This is a genomic window from Caldithrix sp., from assembly GCF_056497305.1.
The window spans coordinates 65,609-80,284 of record NZ_JBSMDE010000060.1 but is presented as its reverse complement, the minus strand read 5'-3'; the positions used below and the strand labels follow the sequence as shown (position 1 = coordinate 80,284).

Below are 14,676 nucleotides of genomic sequence, written 5' to 3'. Positions count from 1 at the left end.
TGCTGATCATCTTGCTGATCAATGGAAGGCGGCACGTAACCGGCGGCGTCCTGGCGCGGCGTTACCACAGCCACATTGGGACCGATGGCCAGCGAACCGTCTTCCAGGCGGCGGATCTCTTCCGCCTCATCCAGTTCGATGATGATATTATTTTCCGATGGCGCAATGCCCGGCCCGATATGCGGCGCGCCGTAATCGTAAGCCACAATGGCATAGTAATAGGTGCGGCCGTTTTGCACGTTTTCGTCCACAAAATGGTGCACAATGCCCGTATCATAGCCTAAGTTATATTCAATGCCGTTAATGGCGCCATAATTGGCAAAACCGCGAATGCCGTCTTTTAAATCACATTGAAAAATGGGCTTTAAGTAAATGGGATTGCCAAATCCATCGGTAATGACCTGCGCATCCGACATCTTTTTATCGGTGGCCCGAAACAGCTTGTAGCCTTCAAAGTCGTTGATATTGCCCAGGAAAGGATCGCGCGTTTTGGTGTCGGCCACATTGTCCCAGGTTAAAATGACCTTGCCGTCCATGGGCGTTGCCGTTAAAGTGGGCATTTTAGGCGGCTGAGCAAAACGGTAGTCTTTTTCGTAAATAACCTGCACAATACGTTTGACCTCGTACAAAGCAGGGGCTGAGTGCTCATCCGAGTTCAGTCCTTCCAGCGCATCATACGAGTGCAATTCGGACATGGAAATACGCTCTTCCCTGCCCTGGTACAGGGGAAACGGGCCGGAAGCAAAAGTTTCGATTAAATTGGAAATATTGCCCAGATACTCCACCAGGCTGTCCTGCCCGATCAGCTCCCACATGGATTGATCGTTGCGAAACCAGCGCGTGTAAGGCGGATTGTGTTGCGGAACGGGGAACATGTAAAAGGAAGTGAGACCGACCATATCCGACTCGCTCACGTCGGTTGCATTGTAGTTGGGCTCGCAGCCCACGCCCTGTTTGTAATCGGGCATGTGGTTGCATTCGCCTTCGTCGGGACCGGTGTAGTTCAATTCCTGTGGACCAACGCCATCCAGCCCCACATCGTCGCCGGCGTATTCATTGGATTGATAAATGCCGTCGCCGTTCAGGTCGTTGCCGTCTTCCCAGTCCTGGTCTTCATCGCTGGACCAGTGACTACGCAGGTCTTCTTCTTTCAAATTGTAAAAATCAAGGAAATTTTGCAGGTTGTCAATCCCGTCGTAGGGCCCCACAAATTCGCCCGGCGTTGGATTGTCCCGCTTTTCGTCCACCAATCCATCTTCATCATTATCTTTGCCGTCATAAGGAATGCCCGGCGATTCCAGATAAGCGAATCCCATGGTGCCGGTGGGTTTGCCGGCCTCGCCCTTACCGTCTTTATCCCAGGAATAAGCCATATCGATTTTAGTGTCAAAATAACCCAATTCGTCGTCCGATTCGCCGCCGATGCCGTTATCCACCCAGTAACCGAAGGCCACTTCCGGCAGGGTGTATTCGGAAATATTGGCAATATTGTATTCCCAGAATATGGCGTCGCGCGCCTGCGGATTGTTCCATTGAAAGCCGCGTTGCTCCACGCGAATTCCCAGGCCGCCCCAGGGCTCGCCCTTCTGGATGCTGACTTCGGGGCGAATATCGCCGATGCGAATATCCTGAATAATTTTGCCCTGGGCATCGTATTTGCGGCGCGGATAGTATTTAACCCGATCATCCGGCCCTAAATATTCCAGGTCCTGTGCGTCGTTGGCTACAAAATAGGTTTCCAGATCGGCATAGATGACGCCGCGCCCAAAGCGGCCGTTCCATTCGCCCGGCCATTTCAAAGAGCGCCCGGCGGAAGGCCAGCCGGCCGGCGGCCAGGATTCTTTGCGATTACTCATGGCCGGGTATTCGCTCAGTTCGTTGAAATAACCGTAAACCGGGTACAGGCCCCATTCCACCGTGCCCGTGGGATTACGATCCATCTCTTCCCGATAGCTGGTCTGCAGGTAATACAGCACATCGTCATATTGCCCATTGGCAATGGCTTCAAAATCGGTAACGGGAATGGAATCGTTTTTGATGTACACTTTGGCGCCAATCAACAGGGCAATGCCGTCTAACATGCGTACGCCGTCGTAGGTATTGGGCCAGCGCGACCATTGCGAACCTCGGTAGGTGGGCGTCCATTTGGCCAGTTCGGTTGTGTTCTGAAAATAGAGCAGGATGCGATTGCCGGTCATGTAGCCCTCGCGTTCGGCTTCGATATCGCCTGCCGGATCATCGGGCCCTTCGTAAATTTTGCCATGATCCTGCGCCCACAATGTTAAATGCAAGGCAAAGAGCGTAATTACCAAAAACACTACATTCAATTTTATTTTTATCATCGATCCACCTCTTTTAAAATGTAAAACCAATACCTAATTTAACCATACGCGGCGCTGAGTAGGCCGATGGATTTTTAATGCGGTCTTCATAATCATTAAAATCGCTTCGGTGATTAGAAAGATCGGATTCCTGAATAACGGTTGTGTATGGCTGTCCAGTCGAACCGTAAACCCAGACCGGATTGAGACGATCAAACAGATTGTAGATTGAAAGTTCGATTTGAGCCTGAATCGACTTGAATAGTTTGAATTTGTAGTAAGAAAAGAAATCGACCGAATACGAACTGGGCATGTAATCGTTGTTAGGGAACAGATTTACGCGAGAGACAGGATTGAGGACAATGGGCGTCCAGGTGTAAGGCGTGCCAGAATTGTAATAACCGGTTAGCGTGGCGCCGAGGTTGCCTTTATGGTAACCCACCGTGGCATTGAACGTGTGCCTTTGATCCCAGCTCATGGGAATGAGCGTGGGGATGGGATCCATGCTGGCGCCGGCCCGCGTAAAGGTTTGTTCCGGATTATCCGCGTTGCCGCGCGTGTACTGCAGCGTGTAATTGATAAATACCTGCAACGGACCGCGGTAGAAATCAAACTTAAATTCAATGCCTCGTGCATTGCCGTAGTCTTTGTTGGTGTACAAACCATATTCGATCTGGTTATAGGTGGAAACAATTTTGGTGCTCAACAAATCGTAAATATCGCGATAGAACAGGTTGACTTCCAGCCCCATATTTTCCACCACTTCCTGCCACAGCCCCACTTCATATTGTACGGTTTTCTGAGCCTTTAATTGCGGATTGCCCAGAGTTGTGGAATAATCGCTGGGCGGAATCTGGTGCGAATTGTTCTGATACAAAGCATACATGGGCGGCATCTGAAAAAAATGTCCATAACTAAAGTGCAAAACCGCCTTTTTGCCAAGCTGATAGGCCAGGCCCAGGCGCGGGCTGATCTGCGTTTTGACATCGGCCTTTGGATAGGTTGACATGCGCTCGGGATTTAATCTGGGATTGCCGTTTTCATCCAGAATCAAATTGCCGTCTTCATCTTTCAAATAAAAGTTTAACTGATTGGCCGGATTACGCCAGTTGGAAGGATAGGTGGTGTTCGGATCAAAATAATCAAAACGAATACCGGCGTTAATGACCATGTCTTCATATTCCATCTTGTCTTGAAAATAGGCTGAAAAGGCCATCGGCTTTACATGGTAGATATCGGAATAAACCGAGTTGGACGGATAGACGATCGGTTTGTAGTTGTAGTACACGCGATGACCGGTTTCATCGTAGTAAAAAAGTCCCAGTTCTTCTTCGCTCAAAGAAGTGTCGGGCCGCACGGGCGTCCATTTATTTTTAAGATCGTACAGCGTGTACAAAAAGCCGGTCTTTAACGAATGGTGCGAGGTAACCTGCCAGGTAAAGTCGAATTTTACGTTTTTCTCTTTTTGCCAGTTTTCCGTGTGATCTTTCATCTGGCCGCCGGTGTAAAAGCCCGTTTCATTGACATTGGCTAAAAAGGCGTCGTACACATAGCCGGAATCGGTCGGATCTTTAAACAAATAAAATCCGTAATAACTATCTAACGATGAAAGTTTTAATTCGTAAAAGGCGCTATTGGAAAAAGCCTGATTCAGTAAAAGCGCAAACATATCCGATTGACGATGGTGGCTGGCCTGTCCGTCGGGATTGTATTTAAAGGCATGGTCATAATTTTTCCACTCGTCGCGGTTGCCAGTGTACAGTAAAGACAGTTTGATTTGATCGGTTATCTTGTAAGAGATCTTACCAAGCAAAGAGAGATTTTTTGAACGGTTCATGGGCACGTATTTATTATCGCCCGTGTGTTCCGAATACCACTCTTCAGGATCCGTAGAAGTAAAATTACTGAAATCGTTAACGCGAAAACGTCGAATGCCATTCAGGTGGTTTTTGTTGTCCTGGTAACGGAGATTCGTAAAATAGTGGAGCTTTCTTTTGAGAATGGGCCCGCTGAGTTGTATTTTGTAGTCCTGATTCCTGGTGATTTCGCTCTCTTTCAATCCGATAAAGATATCGTCGTGATTGGTCAGATAGTTAGCCAGGTAATTGGTGTAAGAGAAATGGAAATCATCCGTTCCGTCTTTAATGATGGCATTAACCACGCCGCTCATGGCTCGTCCGTATTCAGCGTTAAAGGTGCCGGTAATGATTTCCACATCTTGCACGGACTCAGTTTCCACATCCACGCGCCGTCCTTCGCCGCCAAAAGCGTCGTTGACCTGCAATCCGTCGATCATGTACGAGACCTCATTACTGCGACCGCCGCGAAAGTGTCCGCGCACCACCCCGGCCTGAAGTCCAACAACAGCGGTTAGATTTTCAACCGGCAGAGCTTCCATTTGATCGGCAGATACCGTGCGCACGGCGCTGGTCTGATCTTTTTTAATGCTCATCTTATCGGCTTCAACCACAATCACTTCGCCTTCGAGGATCGCTTCTTTTAAAGTGATTTTTAAGTTGGTGGTGCGGTTGACGGAAACGCGCACATCCTTAATGATCTTCTTTTCGTAGCCCACCATTTCCACTACAACATTGTATTTGCCGGGAGAAACATTAATGATGTAAAAGCTGCCGTCCAGTCCCGAAGCAGCGCCCAGGCTCGTGCCCTCCAGGTAAATATTGGCGCCGGGCAAGGGTTCGGAGGTTCGCTGGTCAAAGACAAACCCCGCAATTTTCCCTGTAGTCTGGGCAAACGTCATTGAAAAGCTCAGCAGTAAAAAGGCTGATATTAAGTGTAGAAATCTGTTCATAAGTCTTTCCTCTTTATGAAACGCTGAATTCTTGTTTTTCCTGCTAACATCTTTTTTTAAAACATCTGAGTTTAATAGGGGCCCACTAAACGGGCGCGGTCACTCTGCCACCTTCTTTTAGATTATTCTCTGTATGCATAATGTGTGCCAGTCATTTACTACGTGCTACGACAGGCGCCTTTTGGATCGGGAAAGCCGTTAATTATTAATTTGATAATCGGTAATTATTTTAATAATAATTGAACCATACGCGGCCCACACTCTTTCGCTTTTTCCTCATCAGGAGGCAGATAAATAAGTAAGATCGTTTTGAGCCTGAAATTGCGCCATCTCGGCCATCGTCGCCAGACCTTGCTCACGCCATAGAAATCTGAAAACTTCGCCTGCGCCTTTTCCGTTCATCCTCTTAAAATAGAAACTCAGGGGCCGGCTAAAGCCCCTGAGTTTTAAAGATTATTTTACCAGAAGCATTTTACGCACCTGTTCAAATGAACCGGCTTTCAATTTGTAAAAATAGACGCCCGACGGCAGGTCGTGGCCATTCAGGGTTACGCGATATAAACCGGCGTTTTGTTTTTGGTCCACCAGGTCAGCCACCTTTTGTCCCAGAATGTTGTAAACCGTTAACTGTACTTCCGACGCTTTGGGAATAGAATATTCGATGGTCGTAAGCGGATTGAACGGATTGGGATAATTTTGTTTTAAGCGGAAGGAGTTAGCCACTAAGCCGCTGCCCTCATCGATGGCGGTTGCCGTGTGCGTGGTATCGCCGATCCAGGTGTGCGTCCATTCGTGCTGGTTTAAATAAGCCAGGTCACGATTATTGGGCGACCAGCTTAAATTGCCTTCCCAGCCACTGCCATCGTTATCATGAAATACCAGATCGAACATGATGCGCATGCCGCGTTGCGGATGAAAACGAAGATCGTTGCCAAAAGCAATGGAATCCAGCGCGATTCTGGCTTCCAGCGCCCAGTCCATTCCGCCGAATTCTTCAAAATAGTAATCATCATCAGCGGGCGTTAATTCAGGCGCGCTTCCGATACCCAGATGGGTATTTTTGTACTCATTGTAGTAGCGATCCTGCAGAAAGATCAATTTATAGTCTGGTTCTTCCCCGCGACTATTTTCCGGCGTGGAATTGTGCACGGGTTTCCCGTTTTGATCCCATAAACCGATAAACAATTCAAAGGCATCCTGCGTCCACCAGCTGCCTACCAGATTGGCGTCATACTGAAAGACATTATCGGCGACATCGGCGGCCACGTACAAATAGTCGTCGTCCATGGCCATCCAGACGGTGGCGGTTAAATCATCATCGTTGGTAAAATCGCCGGCTGCGATATTGTTTTGTGAAGGCGTTAACACCCAGGGCATAATATTGTCCCATTCGGAAAAATCGCCGTCGGCGGCAAAATTGGGCGGCGTCTGGTCGGCAATGGTGGGCACGCCTCTGGCCGTATTGGTCACGGCGTCGCTGATGCCGGCCGGGCCCACATTACCGGCAGCGTCAATGCATTCCACAGCGTAGTAATAGGTCACCGGATGATCGTTTAAGGGATAAATCAATTCATGTACGGCATTTTGTTCGCCTTCAACAATGCCCGTGGCCACCACCTCCACAGCAGGATCGCTGAGATCGGTAATTGGTTTTTCGCTGGCGTACACATTGTAAACCTCGCCGCTTTCGCCTTCCACATCCGTCCAGTACACCAGATTGTAATAATCTCCGGTCGCCGCGGCAACGCCCGTGACCTGCGCCGGCGGTACAAAGTCGAATTCCGGATTGCCCGTCCAGATGTCATCCAGGTAGATGGTCGTTCCGCTTAAATCCTGTCCGTTACTCCAGATGCCAAAACCGGCCACTCTGGTGGAATCGAATTCGCCGTCAACCATCTGTCCCAGGTCGTTATCCCACACGCCGGCGAAACGGTTAAAATCGCTCAAAGCCACCTTGACCGCTTTCCAGGTGCCGTCATAGCCCATGGCGCTTTCCGTAAGTAAATAGGTGGCCTGAAAGGCGTAATCTACTTTACCAGTGTCTTCATCGGTATCCCAGAAGGCCAGCGTCAGGTCGCCGGTTCCGGCAGGCGCTTTGATTTTCAACTGCAGCGAATCGGTGGCCCAGTTGTTCATCAAGTTTTTAGCCTGCGCCAGATCAAAATTAACGCCGTCCCAGGCGGCGCCTCCACTCCATTTAATACAGCCCGTTCCCTCATTGGCTGCGTCGTCTTCCTGTGTTACTTCCACAGAGCCGCTCCAGCCGGTGTGCATGTGCACATCAGAGGGCACGGCTTTGCCGTTAAAAAACACCAGATTCATCGGCGCAATACCCGATAATTCAAACAGGTCCAGGATAATAACGCCAGACACCGTATCGTCCGGTTGCTGATACAGGGCATTCCCCTGCGAAAATTCTAACGTCCATCCTTTAATCTTATCCAGATCAAGAATGCCGTTTCCTTCAACAACCTGTCCCCAGCCAGGATTCCAGAAACCATCGCTGCTCATAGTTCCCACGTCTTCCATTTTTAGCTTAATTTGATTCCAGCCTGGCGCGTCGTCCAGAATCCAGTGGTGCGACATCCAGATTTCATAGTTGCCGGCTGCTTCATCGGTGCCCTCTCCCGCATCGAGCAAAATAATGCGAAACTCCACCTCGCCCGATTTGGACTGGGGCTGTTCGTTGTAGTACCACAGAGAGATGTCCGTATAGGGCGAAAAATCGTAGGTCTGACCCGAATCCGGATGGGTGTGCGTCATGCCAATCCAGCCACCCCACATATCGTAACATTCGTTCTGCCAATCCACGCGCAGGGCGCCGGCGCCTTCGTAAACGTTTGTCGTTTCCAGCGAGAGATGGAGATAGGTGTGATTCACGCCCTCATTGCCGTAAATACTAAAATAGTTGGAATCCGGCAATGTGTCGAAATGGTTGATGACATACTGAGCGCTGAGCGTTAACGGCACAGCAATCAGTAAAAAGACGATTAGTAAATACTTTGACATGGCTTAAGCCTCCTTAAGTTAGTTTAACATTGGTGATTGCTACACACATTTCTTTTTTCAAAGGCAAAAATTTTTTATTTAATGATCAACATCTTACGCCTTGCGGTAAAGTTTTCTGTTTTTAGCTGATAAAAATACATGCCCGATGGCAAATTCTGTGCGTCAAATCGCAGTTGATAGACGCCCGCTTTTTGCCGCCCGTTAACCAGTTCTTTTACTTTTTCTCCTTGAATATTGAAAACACGCAACGTAACTCTGCTTGCCTGAGCGATGGCATATTCAATGGTGGTCCAGGAATTAAAGGGATTGGGCCAATTTTGGTAGAGTTTCAATCCTTGCGGCAAATTGTTAACGTCTTTAATGGCGCTGGTATTCAAGGGCTGAATTACGTCCGTAATAATAACTTCAAGTATGGAAAGGTCTTGCGGTGCCTGCCCCTGATTAAGCCAGAAATTAATGTGCGTGTGCAACTGTCGTGAAGCGGAAGGATTGTCTGCGCCACTGTAAGCCCACTGAGCGATGTAATAGTTAGACGAGGGCGGCGCGCCGTAGTAATGGCCGCGCATGCTGCCAAACAAAACGTATTCGGGCTGCCAGTCAAAAAATTGCGTGGTTCTGGAACTATCTAACGGGCTTTCAAACGTGTATTGATTACCGGGCGTGGAATAGGGCTGTACGGTGTAGCTGCCCACATCCGTTTTATCCTGATAGCCCCATTTGGCATATTCAATATCGATCTCCGCCTGATCGTCGGCGTAAACAAACAGACCAAGCACGATATTCTTATCCATGCGATCAATGTAACCGTCAACCAGAAAACGGTGTTCTCCGAAGGTGGTCGGCTGGACGGTGTACACTTCGGAACAATACCAGACATCATTGACTTTGCGAATGGCCAGGTGCAATCGGCCCTGAGCGTCGATCCACACATTTTGCGCGCTATCAGACCAGTAATTAGGGCCGGGACCGTAGGGACCGCCGTTTTTTACCCACCAGTCCACCCCTGCAAAGTGAATGAGGCGTTGCGCGAAAATGGGGCCTGCGCCCATCACAAACCCCAGAAAAATCTTTAAAAACAACCGATAGTTTTTCAACGCTCCCCTCCTCCCTTTTTAATAAAAAGTTAGCGTCTTTTTTACGGCTGCGTCCTATTCTATGCAAAAATCAGGCCGATTCCCTTTTGATTAATTGCACGCTCAACAAACGCCGGATGGGTTGGTCCACTTTACCGTTCAACAATTTCAATAACGATTCCGCAGACAGACGCCCAATTTTTTCGATGGGCTGACGCACGGTTGTCAGAGCCGGCTGAATGTAGGCCGCGATTTCGATGTCGTCAAAGCCAATAACAGCCACATCGTCCGGAATGCGCAGGCCCTTTTCCTTAATCCTGCGCATCACACCGATGGCCATGTAATCGTCGGAACAGACCACAGCATCGGGAACCGTTTTGCCCTGGAACAACCTTTCCGATTCGCGGTAGGCAATTTCCTGATTGAACTGACCGTGAATGACCCACTCTTTGTTTACTGTTAAGTTCTGCTCCTCCATGCTTTTGCAAAATGCGTTCCAGCGATCGCGGGCGTTGGTTTCGCGCAGATCGCCGGTCACAAAAGCGATGCGAGAACGACCGCTTTGTACCAGATATTCGACGGCCAGACGGATGCCCAGTTTGTTGTTGACATCAATAAAATGCACATCGGGCGCGTAATATTTGTGGTTGGCCAGCACAAATGGAATTTTTTGTTCGGCCAGCGATTTAATGCGCGGATCACGATGCAGGGTTTTTAACAGAATCAGTCCGTCAAACATCTTGCTGCGATACCAGTTACTGAATTCGTTGGCCGTTCCGTCTTCGGGATTAAACGGCAACAGCATGATGCGATAATCGTTTTGTAAAGCCACATCGGTTACGCCGGATAGAATCTGGGCGATGTAGTTATCCAGCAAGGCATGCTCGATGCGTGGAATGGTAACGCCAATGATCATGCTTTTTTTACTGGACAGGCTACGCGCCAGCCAGTTGGGCTGGTATTCCAGCCGTTCAATGATGGCTTTAATGCGTTCAGCCGTTGAAGCGGCCACCGGGCCCTTGCCATTCAAATAACGCGAAACGGTCATGGCCGAAACCCCGGCCTCGCGGGCAATATCCGCAATGGTTGTTTTACGTTTTTTTGTCATTTTAACAGCACCAATTTTTGATTTATCGTCTGAAAATTACTTTGCAATTCCACAATGTACGTTCCGGCTGCCAGCCCCATAGCCTGCCAGCTCAGAGAAAATTCTCCTTCGCTAAATTCTTTATTGCGGATTATGGTTGCCACCAGCCGGCCATTCAAATCCCAGATACGCAAATTGATTCGTTGTCTTGTTCGGAAGATCAATCTAAAAGTAACATGCGCTTGTAAGGGATTGGGCTGTACGTGTAATTCCAGTTGCGCTGGTACCAAACTTGCGGGCCATTGTTCAATAGCGGTACGAATCTGCAGAATTTCCGAAGCTTTTTGCAGCAAAGGTTGTTGATCGCCCATTTGATCATGACCCAATGCCCAGGTCATGCAGCCGGCCAGCTGGTTGTTCAGGGCATATCTACATTTGAGCGCGATAGACAGGGTGTCGTCGTAGGTGATCAATTTCGTGCCCGTGGCATTGGTCAGGTACGGCACTTTGGAGACGTCATCCCACTGGTAGTTCCAGCCCTGCCCGATTAAAGCGGCAATATGGGCGTAACCGTAGGTGACGTCGCCGCCGGTGGCAGGCTGGTACAAGCCGTTCGTGTTAAACTCTCTACCGTAAAAAGCCAGGCCCAGTAAAATTTTTTCGGGCGGAAGGCCGCGTTCATTCAGCAAATAGCGGATGCCTTCATCCACCGAACCGCAGGCATCCACCTGAGGCGATGGCGCATACAGCGGCGCATTGTGTCCGGCATGAGCGGTCCAGCTTCCATGGAAATCATAGGTCATGGCGTTAAACCAGTCCACCATATTTTTTAAAACTTCAAATTGAAACCAGCGGCCGTACCAGTCGCTTACGGGAACGGCCATGGTAATGAGTAAGTCGCCGGAAATCGTGTCCAGTTTTTGACGTAATTCATTCACCAGTTTTACCAGATTAATGCGTTCGGTTGCGGATTCGGGGAATTCCCAGTCGATATCCACGCCATCGTAGCCATGGGTTTGTAAAAACTGCGCCACATTCTCGATAAAACGCGCTCGCGCGTTGTCGTCGGCCGCCATGGCCGCAAAGCCGCCGGAATTAACGGCGCCGCCCAGAGACAGCAACACCTTAACGTTGGCCTGATGCGCCTTTTGCAGCAATTCGGGATTCAAAAAGGCGGCTTCGTACGCCAGACGCCCGTCGCTTTCCGGCCAGACAAAGGCGTGAAAAACATGGGTCAAACGATCGAACGGAATTTCTGAAGGCGGATAATCGTACTGCGCCCAGGAGCGATAATATCCGCCCAATTTAAAAGAGCCCGCAAACGAGGCTGCCGCGCAGAGCATAATCAGCAAAATGATTATATTTAGTTTTTTTACAGACATCGCTTTTTACCTGATAAAAACGATCTTTTTTACGATCACTCGACGATTGGTTTTTAACCGGTAAAGATACAGACCGCTGGACACAACCTGCCCGGCACCGTTTTTACCGTCCCAGATGATGCGGTGATAGCCCGGCCCGCGCACCTCGGAAAGTAAGGTACGCACTTTTTCCCCTCGCATGTCGAACACTTCCAGCGTGACAGGGCTCCTCTCTTGCAGTTTAAAAATGATAGTGGTCTGGTTGTTAAAGGGATTGGGGAAATTTTGCGCCAAAAACAATGAAAGGTCTCTACTACCGGGTCGGCTGTCCAGGCTCACCAGTCCCCGGCCCTGATTGAAATAAGCGCTGACAAAGATCAACGGCGCGTTCCAATAAACGGCCACCTCATTGGAAGCGTAACTTTCCTGATCATCCACATAACACAAAGCGGGCGGCGTGTTGGCGTCAAAACGCGCTTGCAATACCCAATCGTTCAGATATTTATTGGGCCCGCCGGCCATCAAGCCGGGCACGGGTTCTTGCACGCCATCGGCAATGGAAGGCGCATGATGGATGTGGCGCGGCGCGCTTGTTCCAAGACCGGTAACAAAGGTCATGTTGTGGGCGTTGCAACCAAGGATGTAATTTAACTGGTGCAGAGCCGTGTCAAAATATTCATTCTTTCCCGTCTTTTCGAACATGAAGATCAAAATAAGCGCTTTGTTCAGCGCCACCGAGTTGGAGCCCCAGTAGTATTCCCAGCCTTCCATGGCCACGTGAAAACCGTCGTCACGGGCCATGGCGACCTGCTGGCGGCAATAATCATCCAGCGCATTTTTGATATTATTTCTGGCGTTTCCGTCGGCTGTTGGTTGAGCGCTTTGGAGATAAGTAATCAGGGCCAGCGGTTTGACATATTGCCAGCCTGCTGCTGCCTGAATGATCCCGTCGTCCTGATAGTGGTTCAAAAAATAAACGTTGAATTCCGTCCCGGCCGTGGCTTCAAACAATTCGGCCGCGGCCCACAGGCGTTCGTCGCCATCGTCTGCGTCGCCATATTCGCCGGTTTTAGTATCGGCCGGATTGTGAAAACCGCCGTCCGGAACAATCGCAGGATGCGCTTCCAGATAGCTCCAGGCGTGTTGGGCGGCGCTCAGACATTGGCTGGCAAAAGTAGAATCGTAAGCTTTGTAAACGCGATAGGCCCGCGCCATGACGGCGGCAAAATCGGCCGTGGCCGTACTGGAAAGCTGATAGAGATAGCGGGCGTCAAAGCTTTTATTGGGCATGATGTAGCCCACAAAATCTTTGGTGGTCACTTTAAAGAACACGCCGCCTGAGTTGGCATCCTGCATGGTTAATAGCCATTCCAGTTCGTAACGCGCTTCATCGAGCAAATCCGGAATGCCGTTTCCACTCTCCGGAATATTCAACCGATCGCTGACCAGAAAAGAAGGAAAATATTCGGCAAGCATTAACAGGTACGAAAGCGCGTTGGCCGCCGGTACCGCGTATTTTCCGTAATCGCCGGCATCGTGCCAGCCGCCACGCACGTTCAGGTAGCCGGAATGCTCGCAGGTCGGATGGCCAATGGCATCGGCCGAATGACAGGCGCCGTGCGTAAAAACGCCGGCAAAGGTCTCTTCCAGCGCCATACCGCAACGTTGATAGTACAATCCTTTTAAGCTTTTGCTCACCGCCGTGGAAAAAACGCTGTCGGAAATTTCAAACGGAGACGATTCTTCCCCATCATTCAGCCGAATTTTAAAACGCCCGGTGGATTGAAAGGCCGAAAAATCGAGCAGGTAAATATCGAGACCGGTAGAAGGATCATTTTCTTTTAATAAAACAACCTCTCCGGAAAAAACCGCACTGTTGTTATTTAAGTCAATCAGCGCAAAACTTCCGGCTGCATGATCGGTGTAGGCCATTTTTAATTGATGCGGCAAATAGCCCAACTGGTTTACAAAAACCGCCGACTGTACTGACGCAACAATGGTGATAATCCATAAAGCTACCAGCGCTCTTTGTCCTACTTTACCCATGCTCCTCCAACAAATTGATATCCTGCACATTTTCATCCATTTCGACCGTTCCCACAAAGCGGTCAAAATCCATGGCCAGAGCGGCAGCGCCTAAAAGGGCGACATGGGGCTGGCGCGAAACTTCGATTCGTAAATTGTTCACCGATTTTTGAAAAACCGCTTTTTTCAGGCTTTTGTACATTTCTTTTTCAAAAAAGGGAAAGGCCTTGCTAACCGCGCCGCCGAGCACGATTATTTGCGGATCCAGCGCATAAAACACGGCTAAAAGAGCGTTGCCCAGATGATGTCCAAATTCTTCAAACATCTTAAGCGCCGTCTGGTCGCCCTGTACGGCCATCTGGTAAGCCTCCTGACCGCTAATCTGGTAAAATGTTTGAAAAAATTGACCGCTACAATAATATTCGTAGTAAAAATCTTTGTAAGGCAACATGCCAAATTCACCGGCGCCGCTATTGGCACCGGAATAGAGGTTTCCGTTTAAAACAAGACCGGTTCCAAGTCCGGTGCCCAGCGTCATGCCCACCACATGGTTGTATCCTTTTGCCAGGCCAAAATAGCTCTCGCCCAGAACAAAACAATTGGCATCGTTGTTAATGGCAACCGGCATGTTAAATTCATTTTGTAAAATCTCACCCAGATTTATTTTGTCCCAGGAAGGAATATTCACCACATCATAAACCATCCCGCTTTCCATTTCCACCAGTCCGGGAACGCCAATGCCGATCGCTTCCACACTGGAATGCATAACTTTTGCAATGCAATCGATCACTTGTTGCAAAACCACGCCTCTCTCGGCCTGCGCAGAAATCTCCATGGCGCAAGATTCTTCGATTTTTTCACTGGTAATGCGCGCCGCTCTTACATTGGTGCCGCCTAAATCCACACCAATAACTGTATGATATTTCATGTCTGGTTGTTACCTCCTTATAAACGTGTCCATTGGCTGATTTACTACTTCCAAATAAGAACG

General features: G+C 49.3%; 8 protein-coding genes. All 8 read right to left on the bottom strand.

Annotated elements, in window-relative coordinates:
• Positions 1-2,342: hypothetical protein (locus ACWB0I_RS05100; RefSeq protein WP_479386959.1), on the bottom strand; the 2,342-nt coding region annotated here is incomplete at its 3' end.
• 13 nt (positions 2,343-2,355) lie between these two features.
• Positions 2,356-5,130, bottom strand: coding sequence for a TonB-dependent receptor (locus ACWB0I_RS05095; protein ID WP_479386958.1), 2,775 nt, complete (start codon positions 5,128-5,130; stop codon positions 2,356-2,358).
• A gap of 453 nt (positions 5,131-5,583) precedes the next feature.
• On the bottom strand, positions 5,584-8,139 hold the full coding sequence (locus ACWB0I_RS05090; protein WP_479386957.1) for a T9SS type A sorting domain-containing protein: 2,556 nt from the start codon (positions 8,137-8,139) through the stop codon (positions 5,584-5,586).
• 74 nt (positions 8,140-8,213) lie between these two features.
• On the bottom strand, positions 8,214-9,233 hold the full coding sequence (locus tag ACWB0I_RS05085) for a T9SS type A sorting domain-containing protein (protein WP_479386956.1): 1,020 nt from the start codon (positions 9,231-9,233) through the stop codon (positions 8,214-8,216).
• A 70-nt stretch (positions 9,234-9,303) separates the two neighbouring features.
• The gene (locus tag ACWB0I_RS05080) at positions 9,304-10,320 is read right to left on the bottom strand and encodes a LacI family DNA-binding transcriptional regulator (protein WP_479386955.1); all 1,017 of its coding nucleotides are present in this window, start codon (positions 10,318-10,320) and stop codon (positions 9,304-9,306) included.
• A complete protein-coding gene (locus tag ACWB0I_RS05075) occupies positions 10,317-11,681 on the bottom strand; it encodes a glycosyl hydrolase family 18 protein (protein WP_479386954.1) in 1,365 nt (454 codons plus the stop codon). Before ACWB0I_RS05075 ends, ACWB0I_RS05080 begins: the two co-directional genes overlap by 4 nt.
• A 6-nt stretch (positions 11,682-11,687) precedes the next feature.
• Positions 11,688-13,706, bottom strand: coding sequence for a glycoside hydrolase family 9 protein (locus ACWB0I_RS05070; protein WP_479386953.1), 2,019 nt, complete (start codon positions 13,704-13,706; stop codon positions 11,688-11,690).
• Complete coding sequence (locus tag ACWB0I_RS05065) at positions 13,699-14,613, bottom strand: ROK family protein (RefSeq protein ID WP_479386952.1); 915 nt, start codon at positions 14,611-14,613, stop codon at positions 13,699-13,701. The genes ACWB0I_RS05070 and ACWB0I_RS05065 overlap by 8 nt, the downstream gene beginning before the upstream one ends.
• Positions 14,614-14,676: the final 63 nt, after the last annotated feature.